Below are 20,314 nucleotides of genomic sequence, written 5' to 3'. Positions count from 1 at the left end.
GAAGGAGAACGGAACCCCCATGCCCACCCGGACCCGCGAACAGCTCGACCTCCTGCTGCGTACCGTCGTCTCCGATGTGATCGGGACCGAGCCGCAGGAACTCCACGGCGCCACCAGCCTGGTGGACGACTTCGGGGTCGACAGTCTCGAACTCATGGAGATCGGCTCCCGATTGGAGTCCGCACTCGGACGGCGCATCCAGGTGACGGACCTGACGGCCGCCGAGACCCTGGGCGAGGCCGTGGACCTGCTGGAGACGCGCCTGGCGGAGCCGCGGTGAGTGCCCGGGACGCCCAGGGCAGGTTCCGGGTGGCCGTCACCGGCATCGGCGTGAAGTCGCCCGCGGGCAATACGCCCGAGGAGGCGTTCCGGACGTTCCTGGCGGCCATGTCCACGGCGGCGGCGGTCGACCGGCTGGCGGCCGAATCGGTGCCCGTGCGCTTCGCCTGCCTGGTGCCGCCGTTCGAACCGGAGGCGTATCTGACCCGCCGCGAGGCCCGGCAGATCGACCGGGTGACCATGCTGGCGCTGTGCGCGGCGGCCGACGCGGTGACCGACGCCCGGCTGCCCGGCGATCTGGTGGCACCGGAGCGCACAGGGGTGCAGCTCGGCACCGGGATCGGCGGCCTGCCCAGCATGGAGGCGACCGCGCTCGACCACGGCGGCTTCCCGATGGGCATGCCGGTGCACACCGTGCCCCGCACCATGACCAACTCCCCGGCGTGCCGGATCGCCATGCGGTTCGGGTTCCGCGGCTCGTGCACCACGTACGCCACCGCGTGTGCGAGCGGTACCACCGCGCTCGGCGAGGCGGCCCGCAAGATCCGGCACGGGGAGCTGGACGTGGCGCTCGCGGGCGGCGCCGACGCGCCGGTCACGACCGTCATCATGAGCGGCTTCGCCCGGATGCGGGCCCTCTCGCTGCGCAACGAGGAGCCCCGGCTGGCCAGCCGGCCCTTCGCCGCGGACCGCGACGGGTTCGTGGTCGGCGAGGGGGCGGCGCTCATGGTGCTGGAGCGCTGGGACCTCGCGGTGGCGCGCGGGGCGAGCATCCACGGGGAGATCACGGGCTACGCGGACAACTGCGACGCCTTCCACATCGTGGCCCCGCACAGGGACGGCTCCGTGGCCGCCGCCTGCATGCGCTCGGCGCTCGCCGACGCGGGGCTGTCACCCGCGGACATCGGCCATGTCAACGCGCACGGCACCTCCACACTCCTCAACGACCGTGCCGAGGCCGCCGCGATCCACCACTGCTTCGCCGGACAGTCCCCGCCGGTCACCGCGCTCAAGGGTGTCACCGGCCATCTCATCGGCGGTTCCGGGGCGTTGGAGGCGGCGCTGGCGCTGCGCTGCGCCGCCGCGGGCCTGGTCCCGGCGATCGCCAACACCCGTACCAGCCCCGAGGCCGGCCTCGTGGACCTGGTCACCGGCGCGCCGCGGACGGTGCGTCCGGCTCCCGTACTGTCCAATTCCTTCGGATTCGGCGGCCAGAACGCCTGCCTCGTCCTGTCCCCCGCCCACTGATCCCACACGCCCGCCGGGAGGCGGAACCATGCGCATCCTCGTCACCGGTGCCACCGGTGTGATCGGCACCGAGACCGTCGGCACCCTGCGCGCGGCGGAGGCGCCGCCGCACGTCCTGGTGCGTACGGCACGGCGCGCGACGGACGCGGGAATCGTGCCCTGGCCGCTCGGACGGGGTCCCGGGCCGGCGGAGCTCGGCGGCCACTGGGACGTCATCGTGCACACCGCGGCCTCCACGCGCTGGACGATGACCCGTGCGCAGGCGCTGGCCGCCAACGTGGAGCCGCTGCGCGCGGTCCTCGCCCTCGCCGGCCGCGACACCCATCTCGTGCACGTGTCCACGGCGTACGTCGCCGGGGAACGGGTGGCGGCCGGCTCTGAGTTCGACGGCTACCGCAACGGCTACGAGTGGTCCAAGGCGGTGTGCGAGGAGGTGGTGCGCGAGGAGCATCGCGGGCCCCTGACGATCGTCCGCCCGCCGCTGGTCGTCGGCCGGCGCCGCGACGGCGGGATCGCCCGCTTCTCCGGCCCGTACACCCTGCTGCACGCCCTGGTGTCCGGACTGGCCGCGGTCGTCGTCGGCGATCCGGACGGCTACGCGGAGATCAGTCCGGTGGACGAGGTCGCCCAGGCGATCACCCGCGCGGCGCTCTCCGCCCCGCCCACCGCGTCCCGCACCGAGATCGTGGCGGCAGGTCCCGCGAGCCTGCGCCTCGCCACCCTGATCGACGTGACCTGCGCGGCGCTGAACGCCTTCCGCGCCACGCACGGCGCCCCGCCGATCGCCCGCCCCCCGATCGTCCCCCCGGACGCCTGGACCCGCTTCTTCCTGCCCCTCGCCGACCGCCACCTCTCACCCTTCCAGGCCGAGGCGGTCAAGCTCCTGGCCATGTTCCAGAGCTACACCAGCATGGCCGCGCCCTTCACCCCGACCTGTCCCGTACGGGACCCGGCGTCCGCGATGACGACGGCGGTCCACCACTGGGCCGCGCGCAAACCCCGGCTCGCACTGGCGGACCCGCGGCCCTGGACGCTGCGCACCTGAGGACGTGGCCGGTGTACCCGGCCCGACGCACGAGGCCAGGTGTGCGAGGGCCGCGTGCTCCTGGGTGCCGCGCGGGAGACGTCGTACCGTGGTTTCATTCTGGGGTGGAACGATCGGCACGGCCCACGGCGGCAGAGGCTCCCGGCCGCTGTGTCCGGCGGCGCGAGGGCGCGGACCTCGACGCCTGTGTGGAGCTGCTGGCCGAGGTGCACCGGCGGGACGGCTATCCGGAGAACTGGCCCGAGCGACCCGGTGACTGGCTGGCCCGGCCCTCGCTGTTCGCCGCGTGGGTGGCCGAGCTGGAGGGCCGGATCGTCGGTCATGTCGGCCTGTCCGACGGCGGGGCGGAGGACCGGGCGCCCGGTCTGTGGAGCCGGCGGGCCGGGGTGCCCGTGGAGGCGACCGCCGTACTCAGCCGTCTGTTCGTGTCCCCCGCGGTGCGCGGCCGGGGGGTCGGCGCCCTGCTGATGGAGCGGGCCGCGGGCGAGGCCCGGCGGCGCGGGCGCCATCCGGTCCTGGACGTCCTGACCTCCGACACCTCGGCCGTCGCCCTGTACGAACGGCTGGGGTGGACCCTGCTGGACACCGTCGACCAGCGGTGGAGCCCCACCGAGACGGTGACGGTGCACTGCTACGCCGCGCCCGCCGCCCCCGGCCCGGAGCGGCCGGCCCCCTCCGGGCCATGAACCGGCTCCCGCCCGCGCGGGTCACTCGAAGGTGAAGGTGAAGACCGAGCGGACCTGTTCGGCGATCTCGTGGAGACCGGCGACGTCCGCCGCGAGGATCATGGCCTCGGCGAAGAAGTTCTCCCGATCCATCGTCACCACCCGGAAGTCCTCGAACAGGTAACCGTCCACCACTCCGGGAATCCGCTTGAGTTCCTCGACGGAGGTGGCGCTCACCAGGGTGCCGACGCGGTCGGCCTCGAAGGGGAGCATGGCCAGCAGCTCGGTGCCGCCGCGAGCCGCCCCCGCCGGGGCGTCGTCCGGTCGCTCGCCGAGCGCCATGCGTACCGACATGTCGATGGGGTCGACACCACAGGTCCGCCGGGTGGCCGCCCGGTACATCCGGCCACCGGGGCGCGGGTTGATCTCGACCAGCTCGCAGCTGCCGTCCGCGCGCACCCGCCCTTCGACATGGAGCCAGCCGGCCCCCAGACCGAGGGAGGCGCACAGGGCCCCGATCCGCTCCGACAGGTCGCGCACGGCCTGCCGGACGTGTGCGGAGGGCGGGGGCGAGACGAGGAGTCCGGCGTCGTGGTGGCGCAGGTTGTCGTGCTCCGTCTTCTCGACCTCGAAGAGCGGGTGGAACAGGCCGTCCAGCACCGGACCGTCGACCGAGAACTCGACGCCGTCGATGTACTCCTCCACGAGGGCGTCCGTGTCCGGGCCCACGGTGTCGGCCAGTTCCTTGAGGCGGGAGCTGAGTTCCCCGGCGTCCGCGGCGCGGCGGACGAGCCGTGAACCACCCGAGTCCTGGTCGGGCTTGACGATGACGGGGTACGAGGTGACCGCCCCGACGTCGAGAGCGGCGGCGGTTCCCGCGACGAACGGCAGCGAGGACAGGCCCAGGTCCGTCATGGCCGCCCGGACCCGGGCCTTGCTCAGCAGGACCTCCCGGCCGCTCTCCCCGCCCGCCAGCCCGTAGTGCCGCGCCGTGCGTACCTGCCAGGAGATCAGCGAGTCGACGAAGTTGACGACGGCGGTCGGTTCCACGCCCGCCGCGTCGACCGCCGCCACCAGCTCCTCCAGGCTCGCCTTCGCCCAGTCGACGACGATGTGGGCCGCGCAGTGGTCGCGGTTGACGTCCTCCGGCTCGTCGGAGACCAGGACGGGACGGCGGCCCATCTCCGAGAGCATGCGCGAGACCAGGCGCACCCCGCCCTCGAAGCGCTTGGAGTAGATCAGGACGTCTCGCTCGACAGCCACGGCGTTTCTCTCTATCTGTGTCCGTACACGGGGGCAGGAGGTGGCGCGGTCCGGGCGCGCGGCCGGTCAGGAGGCGGAGGACTGCTCGTCGGCGGTGTCCGCGGTCCGCGGCCCCTCGCCCAGCACACGGGCCTGTTCGAGGGTGGCGGCGGAGCGCAGCGGCGAGAACATCAGCCAGAAGGAGACGCACAGGTACGAGACCCCGACGATCCAGATGGCCCGGCCGGGCCCCAGCGCGTCGGCGAGGGCCCCGCCGGCGAAGGCGCCGAGCGGCAGCGTCCCGAGGGCCACCAGCCGGTAGCTCGCCGTGACCGCGCCCAACTGGTCCTCCGGCGGGATGGTCTGCCGCAGACTCACCGCGAAGACGTTGAAGAGCGCCACCCCGAAGCCGTTCACGACGAAGGCGAGAGCGAGGAGGGCCACCAGTACGACGGCGCCGAGGTCGACGGCGGCCACGGCGGGGACGAGGAGCAGACCCACGGCGGCCAGGACCACACCCCCGGTGAGCGCCCTGCCCACGGTGATCCTGGCGCCGATGCGCGCGGCCACCAGCGAGCCGGCCAGCGCGCCGACGCTGCCGATGCCGATGGCCACACCGACCGCGGTGCCGCCGAGGCCCAGCTCGCGGACGGCGAAGACCAGGAAGACGGTCAGGAAGCACTGCTCGTGCAGATTGGACAGGCCCGCCTGGGTGCAGAGGTCGCGCAGGGGCCGCAGGGACCATGTGTACCGCAGCCCGGATCCGATCGAGCGCAGCGCCGACTGCCGCGGCACGCCGGGGGCCTTGACACCGCGCAGGAGCGATCCGCTGAACGCGGCGCCCGCGAAGAGGGCGGCGGCGACGGCGAAGGTCGGCGAGAGTCCCGTCCTTCCCACCAGGAAGCCCGCCGCCGAGGGGCCGGCGAGCTGGCTGATGGAGTAGGTGGCCTGGTGCAGTCCGTTGGCCGAGGAGATGGAGTCCACCGGGACGATCTTGGGAAGGGTGGACTGGTAGGCGACCTCGTAGAAGACGGTGGCCGTGCCGATGACCGCGGCGGCCGCCACCACCTGGGTGGCCGTCAGCCCCCCGGCGGCCTGTGCGAGGCCGAGGAGCCCGAGCGCGGCGCCCCGGACCAGGCTGGTGAGCACCAGCGTGCGGCGGGGCGGATGGCGGTCGACCACCATCCCGGCGACCAGGGACAGCAGGACGACCGGGACGAACTGCACGGCGGAGATGAGGCCCACCTCGGTACCGCTGGCATGCAGGGCGGTCACCGCGACCAGGGGGAGCAGGAAGTTGGTCAGCTGGGCCCCGAAATGGGCGGCGGACTCCCCTGTCCATACGTTTCGGAAATCCCTGTTCTCCTTGAGGAGAACTCGGATTTCGTCGTCTAGGATCGCCATCTCGTCCTTCGGTCGAACTAATCAGGAAATGAACCTAGCACACGCCTCATCCATACGCTAGAGTGCGTCGCGGACCGACGGTTCGACGGACGTCCAGAGAGACGAGGATGCAGTGTCGGAATATTCGGTATTGACGGAAGAAGAATTAAGGCTGCTGCCGTCGGACGACGATGTCCTGCGCTATGAGGAAACCGGGTGGTATCTTTCACAGAAACTGCTCAGCGATGCCGAGACCGAGGCCCTCACCGAGGCCAGCGAGCGCTTCTACGCAGGTCAAAGGGGTCGCGAGCTGCCCGTTCGACCGGAGCGACTGGCCGACTGGTCACCCGCCGACGGCGAGATCCAACGCAACAGCGACTACATTCATTACCGGGACGAGACCATCGCCGGAATTCTCCGTAAACCCCTCGTCGCGGCCGTGGCCGCGCGATTGGCGAGAACACCGGAGATACGCACCTTCCAGGCGACCCTCATTTACAAGCCGGCGGCTCCGGAAGAAACGTCGAACATTGTCTCCTGGCATTTCGACAAATACTTCTGGCCCACCTGCTCGTCCGACAACATGCTGACCGCCTTCATTCCTTTCCATGACTGCACGGAGGAGGCGGGCACCATCACGATGGTGCCGGGGAGCCATCGGTGGGAACGGCGGCACGGCGCCGAGCGACCGGTCGGCGATCCCGCCGACAAGGCCCGCGACTACCTGCTGGAGGGGGACGCGGAGCGCAACGGAGCCGCCATCGAGCGGGTCCCCGTGCACATTCCGCGGGGTCACATGACCTTCCACCACTGCCTCCTGTACCACGGCAGCGGGCCCAACCGCAGTCCGCACCCCCGCCGCGCGATCTCGTTCCACCTTCAGGACGGGTCCAACGCCTACCGGCACTACCGGAACTCCGACGGCCGCCAGCAGCCGTACAAGCACGACGTCCTGGTACGGCGGACCCCTTCCGGGGAGCCGGACTACACGGACCCGGAGTTCTGCCCCACCCTCTGGCCCGCCCGGAGGTGAGGGCTCCCGGCCCCGGGGCGCACCCGGGCTCAGGAGCCGGGGCTCGCCCGGGGTGCCGTGCCGGCCGGCCGGCACGGCACCCCGGGGAGACCGTCACGGGGGTCACAGCGGGGTGATCCGGCTCAGCTCCCACTCCCCCTCGTCCATCCCGCCGCCCGCCTCGGCCCGCACCGAGTCGGCCAGGGCCTGGTCGGCGGTGGTGTCACGGGTCAGTCCGGCGCCCCGGACCAGCGGCAGCGGCAGCGCCGCCGCCCAGACCGGATGGAGCCGCGCCCCGCGCCTGACCTTGGCCTCCACCGCCGACAGGCCCAGGTGCAGGGTGTCGAGCCCATGGCGCTCCATGTGCCGCAGCGGGCCGTAGTACACGGCGTTGAAGTACTCGTACGCGTCCCGGGTCCGGGTGTAGTCGAACCCGGCCACCCGGGCGTAGCACATCTCCCGCCAGGCGAAGGCGACATGCCCGCCGACCAGGCCGCCTTCCTCGTCGACGACACGGAAGACCGTGCTGAGGCCGTCGAGGTGATCGGCCTGGAGCTTGAGGAACGCCCGGATCTCCGCCAGGTCCAGGGAGGCGTCGTACCGGTCCATGGTCTGGCCGATCAGCGGCGCCAGTTCGTCCACGCACTCCGACAGGGGTGCCGTCTCCAGCCGCAGCCCGGCCTGTTGGAACTTGCGCACCTCGTAGTCACGCTTGCGGACGTTGCGTCCGAGCAGCCGGCGGTACGAATCGAAGGTGCCCCCCTCGTTGTGGATCACGGCCTCGGCGCTGCGCAGCTGGGCCCGGACCGGGAACAGGCCGGCGAGCAGCCGCAGGCTGTCGGTGGTGAGGAAGTCGAAGAGGAGGGCGTCGCGGCCGAGACGGGCGGCGTGCTCGGCCAGCCCCTCCACCAACTCGGCCAGGGCGTCCCGCCGTTCCGCCTCGGTTCCGGCGAGCAGGAACTCGTTGTGGTAGCCGGTGCGGGTGCCCACGCGCAGGACCGCCCGGTCGGCGGCGATCGGCGGGAGGGGCGGGGCGTTCTCCACGGGGAAGTCGTAGGAGGGGGTGGCGGCGAGCAGCTCGCTGCCCGACGAGACCACGGTGTAGGTGGCCGTGGCGAAGTCGGGGCGCTCCTGCCCGCCGAGCCAGCCGTGGCTCTGGTAGAAGCAGGAGGCGGGCACCAGGGAGTCCCAGGTGTCGCGTGCGATGTCGCCGATCGATGTCAGATGCCTGGTCTCGGTCACGGCCGGGGCCTCCTTGAGCACCGTCCGGTCCGCGGGGCGGTACACGTGTTCACAGCTGCCATTCCTTCGTGTCGACTCCGCCGACCACGTGCCGCGCGTACGCGGCCCCGAACGCCTCGGTCTCCGCCCGGTTGCGTTCCCGCACTGCGTCGGGATCGGCCCCGAGGGGCCGGTCCACGCCCACGAGCACCGTGTACAGGGGGACCGGCTGGGCGCCCCGGCTCAGCTTGGCCTCGAAGGTGCCGAGGCCGAGGTGGATGGCGCGGGTGGACCGCCCCGTCCCCTGCGCGACCGGATGGTAGACGACCAGGTTGAAGTAGTCCGCCTTGTTCTCGTAGCCGTAGTCGAAGCCGGCCACCCGGGCGTACAGCATGTCCTGGTGGCGGTAGCGCAGGGCGAAGCCGACGGGGTTCTCGCCCTCCTCGGCCAGCAGCAGGGTGCTGCGATCGCCCAGGTGCCGTCCCTGCCGACCGTAGACCTCCGCCGCCTTGGCGACCCCGTAGTCGTGGCCGTGCTTGCGCATCAGCGCGCTGTTGAGCGGGGCGATGCGCTCCACGACCTCCGGCAGTGCCACCTCGCGGACGGTGCGCCCGCTCTCGCGGAAGGTCCGCACCTCGCGCCGGGCGCGGGGGCGCCGTTTCGCCGGGAGCCAGGCGTAGTAGTCGTCCAGGTCGTCCCAGAGACCGACCGGGAGCACCGTCTCCACGTCGTGGAAGAGGACGACGGCGTCCTCGTGGGCGCGGGCGATGTCGAGGGCGTCCTCGCGGGGAAGGTAGTAGTAGGCGAGGACGGATGCCTCCGCCTTCTCGGCGAAGGCCAGGGCCTCGGAGGTCAGGGCTCCGACGGCCGCCGCCCGCCGCTTCGGCCCGGCGTCCGGGTGGTGGACGACCTGGCCCCGGAACTCGGACCAGCCCGCCCCGATCGCCAGCGGCCGCGAGGCGACCGCCGCGTGGCGCTCCTCGCCGACGAGTCCGGCGAGGAGATCGGCGGGCGTGTAGAGCGCGTGCGGGGGCCGGGCGAACGAGTAGACCTCCAGACCGGCCGCCATGGCGCCCTGGGCATCATGGGCCGTGACGCGCCGGGCTCGCGCCCCGGGCGGAAGCTCTTCCTCACGTACGCCCTGGAAGCCCGCGGTCGAGTAGATGGTGGACCCGGACGTGAGAGAGTCCCAGTCGGCGTCGGGCAGCGCGCCGACTGTGTCGTAGGTGCGGACATCCATGGGTAACTCCCGACATTCACAAGAGGGTTGGTGCATCGGCCTGGAGAAGGTCAACGAGGGATCCGGGCGGCGAGGTCGCGTACGTCGCCGTCGCGGAACCGGATGAGGCGCACGCCGGACTCCGACAGGCGCTCGAACAGGTCCTGGTTGGCGCGCTGTTGCTCGGCCCGGACCTTGAGGGCGTACCAGAGGATCGAGCGGGGGCCGACGACGGTCCACAAGGTCTCCCGGGTGCCGCCCCAGAGCTTCTCGCGGCGTATCCAGCGGCGCAGGGTGCGGCGCAGCAGCCGGGGCCAGGCCACGCGCAGCGGCGGGTCGACCCAGACCACGCAGTCGGCGGTGTGCGCGTAGGCCTCGACGGCGGCGGGGAACTGGCCGTCCACCACCCAGCGTTCGGCCTCCAGTGCCTTGCCGACCTCGGCGAGGAACGTGTCCTGCGGCACCGGCGTCCATCCGGGTCCCCAGAACAGGGCGTCCAGGCAGACCGGGGGCGCCTCGGACCGCGTCAGCAGTCCGGCGAGGGTCGACTTGCCGCAGCCAGGACCGCCGACTATCCACACCTTCCCCGCCGGTGGGCCGCCGGAAGGGTTCACTTCACTCACAGCAGGTTCCTCTCCACCCACATGGCCACCCCGTCCTCGTCGTGGGAGGCCGTCAGTTCCGTCGCCGAAGACCGTACGTCAGAAACGGCGTTGGCCACGGCCACCCCCCTGGCGGCCGCGCGCAGGAGGCTCAGGTCGTTGGGCGCGTCACCGAAGGCGACGACGGTGCTCCAGTCCAGCCCCCAGCTGTCGAGGAGCCATGAGACGGCGGACCGTTTGTCGGCCCCGGGCGCCGAGACCTCGACCAGTCCGGCGTCCGAGGAGGTCCAGCCGAGCCCGGCGGGCGCGAGGAGGGAGGGCGGGGGCGGGACGGCGCGCAGGGCCATGAGGCAGAGGACGTCCTCGTCGTCCGGCACCTCCCCGACCCGGGGCGCGTCGGCGCCGCCGCTGCTGAGGACGTCCGGCCAGTCGGGTCCCAGCAGCCGCCCGGAGGGGCGGTCCAGGGCCCAGGGCACCGGGCCGAGGAGGGTGAGCGCCTCGCGCACCCGGGCCGGCGCCATGGCGCGGACCCGCCGCGGCCGGGGATCGTCCAGGTCGCCGGTGACGGCTCCGTTCGACGAGACGAGCGACGCGCCCAGCCCGCGCAGCGGCTGCAGCACCTGCCGGGCGGACCAGGCGGGCCGGGCGGTGGCGAGCACCAGGTGCACGCCGGCCGCGGCGGCCGCGGTGAGGGCCCCTCGGGTGCGCTCTCCGACCTCGTGGTCCGCGTTCAGGAGGGTGCCGTCCAGGTCCGAGACGACGACCGTCGGGCGGGCGCCCCCGGGAAGATGGGGGCGCCCGCCGGTCCGTGCGGTGTCCGTGGAGGTCACGGGGCCGGTTCGGGGGTGGTGGGCAGCGGCATGCGGTGCACGATGGCGGCGGCGTATCGGTGGTAGTGCCATTCTTCGTAGCCGAGGTGGCTCTCGCCGCGGATGCCGAGGTCGGCGTTCTCGAGGAGCTGCCAGCCGGGCCTGGCGACGATGCGGTCCATCTCCTCCCGCGGCGGGTAGTAACCGCACCGGCGCTCCTCGTCGTTGAGCCCGATCAGGTACTCGCCGAAGAAGATGCCGCCCGGCGCGACCATGTCCATCGCGTGGTGGATGAGCGCCTCCAGGGTGTGGGCCCGGTTGGGGGGCATCGACCACAGGCCGCTGCCCATCACCAGCTGGAAATCGCCCGTGGCCGGGAGGGTCATGTAGTCCTGTTCGACGATGGTGCAGTCGTCGGTGAGGCCCTCGGAGGCCAGCCGTTGCCGAAGGCCGACGACCTCGTGGTGGCCGTCGACGAGGTCGAACTCTCCCCCGTTCAGGAAGAGCGCGTCGGTCTCCACACCGACGACCTCCCAGCCGGCGCGGAGCAGGGGGAGGGCGAACTTGCCGTCCGAGGCACCGAGCACACAGGCCCTCGGGCGGACCCGGCGGGCGTACTCGCCCAGCGGGATGTAGCGGGCGAGCGCGGGGAAGTACGAGTAGTACGGCCCCCAGTAGCTCTTCTCGTCGACGTCCAGCACATGGTCTTTCACGGGAATCCTTCCGCTGGTGGGCGTCATGCGCCCACGGGGGTCGCCGATTCGGCGGCGCTGTTGCGGGTGCTGCCCCATCGCTTGGCCGACACCTCGTGGATGAACCAGATGTCGTCCTCGTCCAGGAGCCGGGAGACCACCTCGGGGTACGCCTCTTCGAAGTACGTGTAGGGCGGCCGGTTGTCCTTGCGCGAGTGGTAGTCGAGCCGGTCCTGCCCGTGTGCCGCGGTGATGGCGGTGCCGGGGTGGTAGGTGAGGATGTTGGGGCTGGCCATGACGAGCAGTCCGTCGTCGATGAGGCGGCCTATCTCCTCGATCGTCTCCTCGATGGTCTCCCGGTTCTCGCCGTCGAGGCCGAAGAGGACGGAGCTGCCGACGCGGATCCCGTGGTCCCTGATGGTGCCCAGGGCCTCCCGCACCTTGCTGACCCAGGCCTCGGGGTTGCGGCGCAGCAGGTTCTTTCCGACGTTGCGCATGACCCGCTGGGCCATGCTCTCGATGCCGATGTAGACGTACGTGCAGCCGTTCTCCCTCATGAGGTCGAGGGCCGCGTGGACCTCCTGCGCCTTGGCGCGGTTGAGGACGACGTCCACGGTGAGCTGAGCGCCCCACTCGAACGAGCCCAGCTCCGGCCGGCGGGCGCGCAGTCGGGCCAGCTCGTGGCAGAAGTCGGTGATCGCCTTCCAGTTGCCGCCCCAGAAGACCGGGTCGTCGAAGAAGGCCGCCTCCGTTCCCCAGTCGACGAGTCGCTCGATGCGCCGGGCGACGTGCTCGGTCTCGGAGACCGCGAAGCGGGTGGGGCGCTGCGACACCTGGATGCTCTCTGAGCAGAAGGTGCACTTGAAGGGGCAGGCGTCCAGTGTCATCACATGGGCGGTCCGGCTGCCCAGGGGGGAGCTGCCGGCACGGGTGAAGATCCCGAACCGGGCCCGCACGGAGAAGGCCTCGTACGGCGAGGGGAGTTGCGCCGCGTCGATGCGCTCCCCCCGCACGGGGACGAGCACGGCATCGTCCGCGGTGAGGCCGACGATGTTGCCGGCCCCTCTGGTCGTCCCGTCGTGTGCGGCGACGGGCGCGAGGGCGTCGAGGACCTCCCGGACGGGCGTGGGGCCTGGCCCGGGGGGCATGACCAGTGCGACCGCGCGTAAGAGCAGGTCGAGGAGGGGAGATCCGTCCCCTGCCACCACGAAGTCGACCACGGGCCGGGCGCGCCCGTCGCGGATGACTTCCACCGTGCTGCTCCAGGACAGGTCGGCGGTGCCGGTGGCGTCGCGGTAGCGGACGGTCTCGTCGGCGTGCCGGCCGCCGACGATCACCAGGCAGCCGGGGGCGTACTCCTTGGCCAGTTCGGCCATCTCCAGCGCGTAGCGGTGGCCGGCCGAGACCGAGCTGAGCAGCAGCACCTTGGGGCGCAGCGCCCGGAGTTCGGTGATGAACGCCGTGCGGGCCACGTCGTCCCAGATGCGTGGGTCGAAGACATGACCGTCGGTGGTACGGCTGTCCGCCACGAGCACGGAGCGGGGGCCGTCCTCGGCGCGGCGGTAGGCGTCGTCCGGGTAGTGGCCCCAGTCGGCGGCGACATCGTCCAGCGACGGCTGTGCGGGGAGTCCGTGTGCCAGGCGGTTGACGGAGCGCTCGATGGTGAGGGAGAGCGCCGAGTAGAGGCACATGGGATCGCCCGGGTAGGCGACCTCTCCGCCGCGGCTGGTGGCGACGGGGACGAGGGCGGCCATGACCGGGAAGAGGTAGGGGTCCCGGGCGGGCCGGGGGGCGGTGTCGGCGGCTCGCTCGAAGAGTTCGCGGCGGCGGGAGAGGCGGTCGGCCATCTCCTGCCGGGCGGCGGAGTCGGGACGTCGGGTTTCCAGGGGTGGACGGATCGTCAGTATCACGTGGGATGCCTGCGATTCCGGTGATCAGATCGAGGAGATCAGATCGGCCACGGCGGGCTCGGCCGCGCGGCTGGTCACCAGGGAGGTGGTGTCGCCGAGCTTGCGATAGGCGTGGGTGGCCAGGCAGGCGCGGGCCACGTCCGCGAAGTCGGTGACGGCCGGTGTCGCGGCTATCTTGTCGACCGTGGCGGTGTCCTGCGCCTGGGCGGCCACGCGGAGCCGGGATTCGAGGTCGACGAGTTCCCGCGCCGCCTCGCGGGCGCCCTCCGGGTCCGTGGGGAAGGCCGGCAGGGAGGCCGGGAGCGCCGGGTCGTCCGCGATCTTCCGGGCGAGCGCGGTCTCGTTGTCGTAGAAGTGGAACGTGCCGGCCTGGTGGATGTACCGGCCGACGGGTACGCCGAGCAGACCGGCGGCGTACTGCTGCATGCCCATGAACAGGAAGGCGTCGTAGGGCAGGACGGTCAGCGCCTGCTGGGCACGCATCATGGTGAGCCAGACGAGGGCTCCGTCCCGCAGGAAGAGGTGCACGCCCACGGCGCAGGGGTACTCCCGCGACTGCCGGAAGTTGTCCTGCGGCTCCAGGACCAGGGCGAAGGCACGGCGGTGGGCGGGGTCGCGCTCGATGCGGCCGACGACCTCCTCCAGCTGGTTCCCGTTGGCCGTGATGAGCCGGTGGCCGAAGGCGCCGCTGAGGGTGTGCTGGTCGTCCGAGTACTCGTGGGCGCCCCGGCGGTAGTACGCGGGGGTGTCCACGTCGTTGCGCCCGTCGAGGGACCAGGCGAGGAGACCGAAACAGTAGGAGAGGTTCACCGGCAGGTGCGGGGTGACCGCGAGACAGGAAGTCGGGTTCTCGATCGTGCTGCGGTGGGCGATGACTTCGCGGTAGGGGCGGTCGTTGCGGCCGAAGTCGGACGCCTTGGAGAGCGGGTCGCGGACAGAGGGGATGTCGCTTCCCTCGTCGAGGACCGCCTGGAGGCCGGACGTATAGGCATCAGCAAAAGAACGGAAAACATCCATGCCGCGTTCCTTAATTCTGAGAGCTGTCCGGGAGATGGCGGGGAGTTCACCTCCCGTCAACCCGGACAAACCGTCGTGACCTGTTGGCCAGCTACCCGAGCGATCCCACACCAGCCACCTGATCGTTGTCAACCAGCCCCTGAAATAGGTGAGTTACGGTGCTCCGATCGCCTCGGTTGCCCAGGAATCGGTAAAGTCACGGAGCGTTGACACGCATTGGAGAGGCCCTGCTAGTGTGCGCGCTTGAATTTCCGGTAATTACCTGGCCGTCGGTGGAATGAGGTCAAATAATGGCTGGTTTCAATCGCTCCGCCCCACCATGGCTGGACGAGCGATGGCGCATCGGGTGGGGCACCGGCGTGGTGCTCGCGACCTACGCCGGGCTCATCGCCGTCCACCCCACCTCGAAGCACGGCGTGGGTGGCCCGATCGCGCTGCTCGCGCTGGTGGGTTACACGCTCGGCGCCCTGCTGATCGTCTCCGGCGCGGTGGCCCGCCTGCCTCCCACCACCGTCGCGCTGTTACCCGTGGCCATCACGGTGAACATCGTGATGGGCAAGATCGTCTACTTCAGCGGCCTGCCGCTGCAGCTGGACTCCATAGGGACCGTGCTGGTCGGAGTGGTCGCGGGGCCGGCCGCCGGGGCCGCGACCGGGGCGCTCGCCAGCGTCATCGTGGGTATGACGATCACGCCCGGCGCCCTGCCGTACGCCGTGACGGCGGCCATGATCGGCTTCACCGCGGGGCTGCTGGCGCGCGCGGGGATGTTCCGGCGGCTGCCCACGGCGGTGCTCGCGGGTGGCTTGATCGGAGTGGTGGCGGGCATCATCTCCGCCCCCATCACCGCCTTCGTCTTCGGCAACGCCGGCGGATCGGTGGGCCAGTCCGCGCTCATCGCGACCTTCCAGGCGTTCGGGAACGGCATGCTCAAAGCGGCCACGCTGCAGGGGCTGGTGGCCGATCCTCTCGACAAGGCGTTGACGGTGCTACTCGCGATGGCCATTCTCAGGGGCCTTCCGCCGGGATTCCTCCACCGCTTCCCGTTCGTCCGGGACCGGCACATCCTGGCGCCGCGGGCAGATCTGGTGAGGGCCGTATGAACGCCGTGCGGGACACCGCCCACGCGACCGGTGCTTCCGGCATTCACCGGCTCAATCCCCTGACGAAACTCGCCTTCGCCGTCACCGTGACCGTATGCGCTTTCGCCGTGGTGGATTACCGGTGGCCCCTGCTGCTCTTCGGTGCTCTCCTCCTTCCGGCCGCGATCGGCGCGGGAGTGTCACGCCGATTCCTCCTGCTGCTCGCCACGTTCTGGGTTCCGGCGGCCGTGGTGCTGTTCCTCATCCAGGGATTCTTCCTTCCCGGCGCCCATGACGTCATTGCCCGGCTCGGCCCACTGGAACTGAAGCGCGAGGGCGTCTCCTTCGCCCTTCAGACGGCGCTGCACATCCTGGTGCTGATGAGCGGGTTCTTCCTCCTACTCCTCACCACCCACGCCGGGGCCTTCATGAGCGCCCTGAGCGAACGCAAGGTGTCGCCGAGCCTCGTCTACATCGTGTCGGCGTCGCTGCAGATCGTGCCGGCGCTCAACCGCCGCGCCACCCGCATCCTGCACGCCCAGCAGGCACGCGGCCAGGTGATCCACGGCCTGCGCGGCCGGGCACGGGCGCTGGTACCGCTGATGGGCCCGCTGATCCTCGGCGCCTTCACCGACGTGGGGGAACGCGCCGCCGCCATGGAGACCCGGGGCTTCGGCGCCACCCGCCGTCCCACGAGCCTCACCGAGGTGCCGGACAGCGGGGCCCAGCGTTTCCTCCGCGCCGCCATGCTGCTCTGCGCCGTCGCCGCGGTCACCGTGAACGTGTGGGGAGTACTGCGTTGATCGAAGTAAAGGGTTTCTCCTTCACCTATCCCACCGCCTCCCGGCCCGCCCTCGCCGACGTCGCCTTCGAGGTCGCCCCCCGCGAACTGTGCGCGGTGGTGGGCGGCGGCGGCGCGGGCAAGAGCACCCTGGCCGGCGTGGTGAGCGGCACCGTCCCCCATCTCACCGGCGGTACGGCGCATGGGGTGGTCCGGGTCAACGGCCGGGACCTGGCCGAGACTCCGCTGTCCGGACTGGTCGGCGAGGTCGGGCTCGTCATGCAGAATCCGTTCAACCAGATCTCCGGCGCCCGCTTCTCCGTGCGCGAGGAGATCGCCTTCGGCCTGGAGAATCTCGGCGTCCCGCGGGAGGAGATGGCGGCCCGGATCGACCCCGTCCTGGACGACCTCGGGCTCACCGGGGTGCGCGACCGGTCGCCGTACGAGCTGTCGGGCGGGCAGCAGCAGCTGCTGGCCATCGGATCGATCCTGGTCATGCGGCCCACCGTCATGGTGCTCGACGAACCGACCTCGCAGCTCGACGCGGCCGGGAACGCGCTGGTCTTCGAGGCGCTCGGCACCCTCAGGGAACAGGGCGTGACCGTCCTGCTGATCGAACACCGCATGGAGCGCCTGGCCGGCGCGGCCGACCGCGTCCTCGTGCTCGACCGGGGAACGATCGTGGCGCAGGGCACGCCCGGGGAGGTACTGGCGGACGAACGGCTGGAGGAGTGGGGGGTCGCCCCGCTGCGCTACACGGTGGCCGCGCGCCACGCCGCGGCGCGGGGGCTGTGGCCGGACCGGCAGCCGCTGCCGGTGACGCTCGACGCCGCCGCCGAGGGCTTCGGCGAGACGACGGACCGCCTCGCGCGAGGAGACCGGCGATGATCATAAGGGTCGATTCCCTGACGTTCCGCTACCCCACCGGCACCACCGCCCTGGACGGGGTGTCCTTCCAGGTCGCGGCCGGTGAACGGGTCGCGATCGTCGGCGCCAACGGGGCGGGCAAGAGCACTCTCGCCCGCCATCTCGTCGGCATCGAACGTCCGGCCTCCGGAACCATCGAGATCGACGGGCGCCGAACCGACGGGCTCGGCATCGCCGAACTCGCCCGTACCGTGGGATTCGTCTTCCAGAACCCGGACGACCAACTGCACGCGGCGAGCGTCGTCAAGGAGGTGGGCTTCGGACCGCGCAACCTCCGCTTCCCGCCCGCCCGCCGCGCGGAGCTGGTCGAGTCCGCCCTGCGGCTCACGGGCCTCACGCAGTGGCGTGACACCCATCCCCACCACTTGTCACTCGGCGTACGCAAGCGGGTCGCCCTCGCCTCGGTCCTGGCCATGGACACCCCGGTGGTCGTCCTGGACGAGCCGACGACGGGTCAGGACCACGCCTCGGTCGTCCTGTTGGGGAACCTGGTCGACGGCCTGGCCGCCGACGGCCGGACCGTCCTCACCGTCACCCACGACATGGACTTCTGCGTGGAGCACTTCGACCGCGTGATCGTCCTGGCGGGCGGCCGCATCGCCTGGGACGGCCCGGTCGCCCACTGGCCCGCGTACGTCGCCGACGCGGCCGACGGGAGCCTGGAACTGCCCCAGATGACACGCCTCGGCCACCGGCTGGGCTGGGAACGCCCGGTGACGACGGTGACGGGCTTCCTCGATCGTCTGTCCCCCGGGCCCGGCCCCGCACCGGTCCCGTCCACCTCTCCCTGACCCGGAAGCCGGTCCCGGGAGCCCGGTGCCCTTCCTCGCCAGGGTCTCACCGACGGTGGACCGAGGATGCCTCCCCGGCAATGACGTGGCGGAGGAGCCGCGGATGTCCGGCGGCGGTCCGAGGACGGGGCGCGGAAACCGGCACACAGGGGTGCCTCGGCCGACGCCCACGGAGGCCGTGGCGGCAGGGGACCCGTCGGGACGGATCCCGACGGGTCCGTCTCAGCCGGCGCTCTCCGGCTGGGCGAGGTCCCGGAAGCGGTCCCACCGCACACGTGGGCGGGCGATGCCGCGGGCGCGCAGATAGCGGGATGTCGAGCGGCGGGCCGTACGCAGTGTGCGAAAGGCGTCCCGGGGGCCGCCCGAGCCGGCCGGTTCGACCACCCGCTCGGGAACCAGTGTCCACTCGTCCCCGCGGGACACGAGTTCTCCGCAGACCAAGGCGTTGTGCATGCCGTCGAGCAGTTCGTCGTGCCGGTGCACCAGCAGACTGGCCCGTCCCGGCTCGGCGCCCTCCAGCGCCGTCGCGGGAATGCCGAAGCCGTCGGTCGTGATGCGGGGCCGCACACGGGCCAGCAGCGGTGCGCGACCGGCGTCTCTCGCACCGAGCACGGCACTCGGGTAGCGGGCGATGAGATCGGCCCCCGGGATGTCCGCCGATGCGGCCGACGCGGCCCCGGCGGACCGGTCGTCGTGGGAGCGCGTGTCCACGGCATGGGCGAGCGGTGGGCGTACTTCGACATGCTCGGGCGTGACGGTGATGAAGAACCGCAGGTAGTACCAGTCCATGAACCAACGGCCCGGTCTGCGTACGAACGCCCGGGAGTGCGGCTGGCGCCGGAACATCGTGCGCCAGTACTCGGCCGCCTCGTCGGGTCCGGTGTGGATCTCCTCCGGGCAGTCGGCCGTGCCGCTGACGAAGACCTGGGGCGCCTCGCGGGCACCGCTCCCGGTGGGATCGGAGAACAGCAGGGCCACCCGGCCGTCACGGCGTACGTTCAGCGCCTTCTGCGCGAAGGCGAGACTGGTGGTGATCAGGAACGTCCCGTCCGGATTGCGCGAGGCGGCGGTCGGCCAGGTCAGCGGCGTGCCGACGGAGCCGAGGGTGGTGAACTCGCAGGTGCGGTAGGAATCGATGACGGCACCGAGGGCTGCGTCGATCGGGTGCATGGTCCGGGACTCTCCGACGGAGGAACCGGCTCGGCCGCGACGAGCGGGAGCCAGGGGGTGCGAAGGACTCAGGGGGGCGGACATGGTCAGTCGGTCCCCGGAGCCCCGCGCAGGGTGCGGCAACGTGCCGCGTACCGGCGTCGGCCGACGAACCGCCACAGCAGGCGGCCGGCGAGCGGCGCCCTGCCGAGGAACCATGCCCGCTCCTCGGCCGTGGCGTCCTCCAGGATCGCGCCCAGTGCCGGCAGCACCTTGTTCCTCGGCAGGGCTTCCAGCCCGCGCCGGCCCACCAAGTCCCACTCGGCGACGGTGAGATGATCGGCCACCAGGGGAAGGACCAGACGCTCCTCGTCGTCCAGGTGCTCGGTCAGCGCGTCGCGGTGCTCGTCCAGGAGATCGGCCAGCGCCCGTGTCGTCGCCGGGGCCGCGTCGGCGCGCCACCGGCCGAGCATGCCGGGCAGGCGTGCCAGCGTCGCGTCGATCACCTCGTGCTGACCTGTCATGCGGTCCACCGACTCCTGCCGGGCACCCGCACGGGTGCGCAGCAGCGGCCAGATCAACTCGTCCTCGAGGTGGTGATGGTGGCGCAGACCGTCCGCGTACTCCTGCGCGTACTCAGCGACCACCCGTGCCCGCACGGTGTCACCCACGGGCACGGCGCGCACGAGCCGGGGAAGGAGGGCGGCCTCGCGCCGGAACACCCGGTGGACGATGACCATTTCATGCGTGTACGGCCGGTCCGGGACGACGGCGGGCATAGCGGGCCGGACGGGTTCGGTGCTGGGGGGCAAGGCTTTTCTCCAAGTGGGAGGAGCAGTTCCCGCACAGCGTCGCAAGGCGCGCTCCACAGCCGTTCTACGGTGCGTCGACGGCCGTGTCCCGGCGCGAACCCTTGCGCCACGGGCGATGTCACGGACCGTAGAATCGGCGTCGATCGCGCATAGATCGGATGCCGCGACCCTGGGCACGTCACCACCGACCGACTCGACCGGCGCACGATCGCGCCGGCTGCCGTCCATGAGGGAGATCGGGCCGCCGATGGCCAGAAGCAAGCGTTACCGGAACACCACCATCCGCACCGTCGTAGCCGTGGCGCTGTCGGGCGTCGCCGTGCTGCTCGTGGGGGTTCGCATCACGTCCCAGCCGACCGCCGCGGTGCGCGCGAACGGCTGGGTGAGCTGGAACAGCATGGGGACGGGTTACGACCCCTCTTGATCCGCGC

The 20,314-nt window shown here is 71.7% G+C and carries 21 protein-coding genes; 10 read left to right on the top strand and 11 right to left on the bottom strand.

Annotated features, from left to right (window positions below):
• Window positions 1–19: 19 nt before the first annotated feature.
• The 4 genes from VT52_RS24375 (at window position 20) to VT52_RS24360 (ending at window position 3,258) form a co-directional block, all read left to right on the top strand.
• Complete coding sequence (locus tag VT52_RS24375; RefSeq protein WP_046429417.1) at window positions 20–280, top strand: acyl carrier protein; 261 nt, start codon at window positions 20–22, stop codon at window positions 278–280.
• Complete coding sequence (locus VT52_RS24370; protein WP_071387644.1) at window positions 277–1,527, top strand: beta-ketoacyl-[acyl-carrier-protein] synthase family protein; 1,251 nt, start codon at window positions 277–279, stop codon at window positions 1,525–1,527. The genes VT52_RS24375 and VT52_RS24370 overlap by 4 nt, the downstream gene beginning before the upstream one ends.
• A gap of 28 nt (window positions 1,528–1,555) precedes the next feature.
• A complete protein-coding gene (locus VT52_RS24365; protein WP_071387643.1) occupies window positions 1,556–2,572 on the top strand; it encodes an SDR family oxidoreductase in 1,017 nt (338 codons plus the stop codon).
• Window positions 2,573–2,676: 104 nt separating this feature from the next.
• The gene (locus VT52_RS24360) at window positions 2,677–3,258 is read left to right on the top strand and encodes a GNAT family N-acetyltransferase (protein WP_240509862.1); all 582 of its coding nucleotides are present in this window, start codon (window positions 2,677–2,679) and stop codon (window positions 3,256–3,258) included.
• A gap of 21 nt (window positions 3,259–3,279) precedes the next feature.
• Here VT52_RS24360 and VT52_RS24355 read toward each other — a convergent pair whose 3' ends face one another.
• A complete protein-coding gene (locus VT52_RS24355) occupies window positions 3,280–4,500 on the bottom strand; it encodes an ATP-grasp domain-containing protein (protein ID WP_053055670.1) in 1,221 nt (406 codons plus the stop codon).
• Window positions 4,501–4,566: 66 nt separating this feature from the next.
• A complete protein-coding gene (locus tag VT52_RS24350; protein ID WP_071387641.1) occupies window positions 4,567–5,883 on the bottom strand; it encodes an MFS transporter in 1,317 nt (438 codons plus the stop codon).
• A 112-nt stretch (window positions 5,884–5,995) separates the two neighbouring features.
• Here VT52_RS24350 and VT52_RS24345 point away from each other — a divergent pair, with 112 nt between their 5' ends.
• Window positions 5,996–6,895 (top strand): phytanoyl-CoA dioxygenase family protein, encoded by a 900-nt coding sequence (locus VT52_RS24345; RefSeq protein WP_071387640.1) that lies wholly within the window; start codon window positions 5,996–5,998, stop codon window positions 6,893–6,895.
• A gap of 102 nt (window positions 6,896–6,997) precedes the next feature.
• Here VT52_RS24345 and VT52_RS24340 read toward each other — a convergent pair whose 3' ends face one another.
• The 7 genes from VT52_RS24340 to VT52_RS24310 form a co-directional block, all read right to left on the bottom strand.
• Window positions 6,998–8,116, bottom strand: a complete 1,119-nt coding sequence (locus VT52_RS24340) for a GNAT family N-acetyltransferase (RefSeq protein ID WP_143070910.1) — start codon at window positions 8,114–8,116, stop codon at window positions 6,998–7,000.
• Window positions 8,117–8,165: 49 nt separating this feature from the next.
• The gene (locus tag VT52_RS24335) at window positions 8,166–9,335 is read right to left on the bottom strand and encodes a GNAT family N-acetyltransferase (protein ID WP_071387639.1); all 1,170 of its coding nucleotides are present in this window, start codon (window positions 9,333–9,335) and stop codon (window positions 8,166–8,168) included.
• A 50-nt stretch (window positions 9,336–9,385) separates the two neighbouring features.
• Window positions 9,386–9,937, bottom strand: coding sequence for a P-loop NTPase family protein (locus tag VT52_RS38135; RefSeq protein WP_167377736.1), 552 nt, complete (start codon window positions 9,935–9,937; stop codon window positions 9,386–9,388).
• Window positions 9,934–10,746: an HAD family hydrolase gene (locus VT52_RS24325; protein WP_071387637.1), complete on the bottom strand. Its 813-nt coding sequence runs from the start codon at window positions 10,744–10,746 to the stop codon at window positions 9,934–9,936. The genes VT52_RS38135 and VT52_RS24325 overlap by 4 nt, the downstream gene beginning before the upstream one ends.
• Window positions 10,743–11,438 carry a hypothetical protein gene (locus VT52_RS24320; RefSeq protein WP_143070909.1) on the bottom strand — a complete coding sequence of 232 codons (696 nt, stop codon included), beginning with the start codon at window positions 11,436–11,438 and terminating at the stop codon, window positions 10,743–10,745. The genes VT52_RS24325 and VT52_RS24320 overlap by 4 nt, the downstream gene beginning before the upstream one ends.
• Before the next feature lie 23 nt (window positions 11,439–11,461).
• A complete protein-coding gene (locus VT52_RS24315) occupies window positions 11,462–13,264 on the bottom strand; it encodes a B12-binding domain-containing radical SAM protein (protein WP_053055499.1) in 1,803 nt (600 codons plus the stop codon).
• An 87-nt stretch (window positions 13,265–13,351) separates the two neighbouring features.
• Entirely contained in the window at window positions 13,352–14,344 is a 993-nt protein-coding gene (locus tag VT52_RS24310; protein WP_046420933.1) for a thymidylate synthase, read from the bottom strand.
• Between the two features lie 290 nt (window positions 14,345–14,634).
• Here VT52_RS24310 and VT52_RS38130 point away from each other — a divergent pair, with 290 nt between their 5' ends.
• From VT52_RS38130 to VT52_RS24290, 4 genes are read left to right on the top strand one after another with little or no spacing between them, the layout of a single operon-like run.
• The gene (locus tag VT52_RS38130) at window positions 14,635–15,444 is read left to right on the top strand and encodes a hypothetical protein (RefSeq protein ID WP_046420931.1); all 810 of its coding nucleotides are present in this window, start codon (window positions 14,635–14,637) and stop codon (window positions 15,442–15,444) included.
• Window positions 15,441–16,226 (top strand): energy-coupling factor transporter transmembrane component T family protein, encoded by a 786-nt coding sequence (locus tag VT52_RS38125; RefSeq protein WP_046420929.1) that lies wholly within the window; start codon window positions 15,441–15,443, stop codon window positions 16,224–16,226. Before VT52_RS38130 ends, VT52_RS38125 begins: the two co-directional genes overlap by 4 nt.
• Window positions 16,223–17,092, top strand: coding sequence for an energy-coupling factor ABC transporter ATP-binding protein (locus tag VT52_RS24295; RefSeq protein ID WP_046420926.1), 870 nt, complete (start codon window positions 16,223–16,225; stop codon window positions 17,090–17,092). The genes VT52_RS38125 and VT52_RS24295 overlap by 4 nt, the downstream gene beginning before the upstream one ends.
• Window positions 17,089–17,922 (top strand): energy-coupling factor ABC transporter ATP-binding protein, encoded by an 834-nt coding sequence (locus VT52_RS24290; RefSeq protein WP_046420924.1) that lies wholly within the window; start codon window positions 17,089–17,091, stop codon window positions 17,920–17,922. The genes VT52_RS24295 and VT52_RS24290 overlap by 4 nt, the downstream gene beginning before the upstream one ends.
• 222 nt (window positions 17,923–18,144) lie before the next feature.
• On the opposite strand, the gene VT52_RS24285 is transcribed toward VT52_RS24290, so the two are convergent.
• A complete protein-coding gene (locus VT52_RS24285; RefSeq protein ID WP_046420922.1) occupies window positions 18,145–19,092 on the bottom strand; it encodes a pyridoxamine 5'-phosphate oxidase family protein in 948 nt (315 codons plus the stop codon).
• An 86-nt stretch (window positions 19,093–19,178) separates the two neighbouring features.
• Entirely contained in the window at window positions 19,179–19,883 is a 705-nt protein-coding gene (locus tag VT52_RS24280) for a hemerythrin domain-containing protein (RefSeq protein WP_240509861.1), read from the bottom strand.
• A gap of 247 nt (window positions 19,884–20,130) precedes the next feature.
• Here VT52_RS24280 and VT52_RS38120 point away from each other — a divergent pair, with 247 nt between their 5' ends.
• A complete protein-coding gene (locus VT52_RS38120) occupies window positions 20,131–20,307 on the top strand; it encodes a hypothetical protein (protein ID WP_167377735.1) in 177 nt (58 codons plus the stop codon).
• Window positions 20,308–20,314: the final 7 nt, after the last annotated feature.

This window comes from Streptomyces malaysiense (assembly GCF_000980885.2).
Classification (GTDB): Bacteria; Actinomycetota; Actinomycetes; order Streptomycetales; family Streptomycetaceae; genus Streptomyces; species Streptomyces malaysiense.
This window is presented reverse-complemented; position numbering and strand designations above follow the sequence as displayed.

What these genes read in the sequence shown, in the direction of transcription:
- VT52_RS24375 (WP_046429417.1), top strand. Translation starts at nt 20, where the DNA reads ATGCCCACCCGGACCCGCGAACAGCTCGACCTCCTGCTGCGTACCGTC.
- VT52_RS24365 (WP_071387643.1), top strand. Translation starts at nt 1,556, where the DNA reads ATGCGCATCCTCGTCACCGGTGCCACCGGTGTGATCGGCACCGAGACC.
- VT52_RS24350 (WP_071387641.1), bottom strand. Translation starts at nt 5,883, where the DNA reads ATGGCGATCCTAGACGACGAAATCCGAGTTCTCCTCAAGGAGAACAGG.
- VT52_RS24335 (WP_071387639.1), bottom strand. Translation starts at nt 9,335, where the DNA reads ATGGATGTCCGCACCTACGACACAGTCGGCGCGCTGCCCGACGCCGAC.
- VT52_RS24315 (WP_053055499.1), bottom strand. Translation starts at nt 13,264, where the DNA reads ATGGCCGACCGCCTCTCCCGCCGCCGCGAACTCTTCGAGCGAGCCGCC.
- VT52_RS24310 (WP_046420933.1), bottom strand. Translation starts at nt 14,344, where the DNA reads ATGGATGTTTTCCGTTCTTTTGCTGATGCCTATACGTCCGGCCTCCAG.
- VT52_RS38130 (WP_046420931.1), top strand. Translation starts at nt 14,635, where the DNA reads ATGGCTGGTTTCAATCGCTCCGCCCCACCATGGCTGGACGAGCGATGG.
- VT52_RS38125 (WP_046420929.1), top strand. Translation starts at nt 15,441, where the DNA reads ATGAACGCCGTGCGGGACACCGCCCACGCGACCGGTGCTTCCGGCATT.
- VT52_RS24290 (WP_046420924.1), top strand. Translation starts at nt 17,089, where the DNA reads ATGATCATAAGGGTCGATTCCCTGACGTTCCGCTACCCCACCGGCACC.
- VT52_RS24285 (WP_046420922.1), bottom strand. Translation starts at nt 19,092, where the DNA reads ATGCACCCGATCGACGCAGCCCTCGGTGCCGTCATCGATTCCTACCGC.
- VT52_RS38120 (WP_167377735.1), top strand. Translation starts at nt 20,131, where the DNA reads ATGGCCAGAAGCAAGCGTTACCGGAACACCACCATCCGCACCGTCGTA.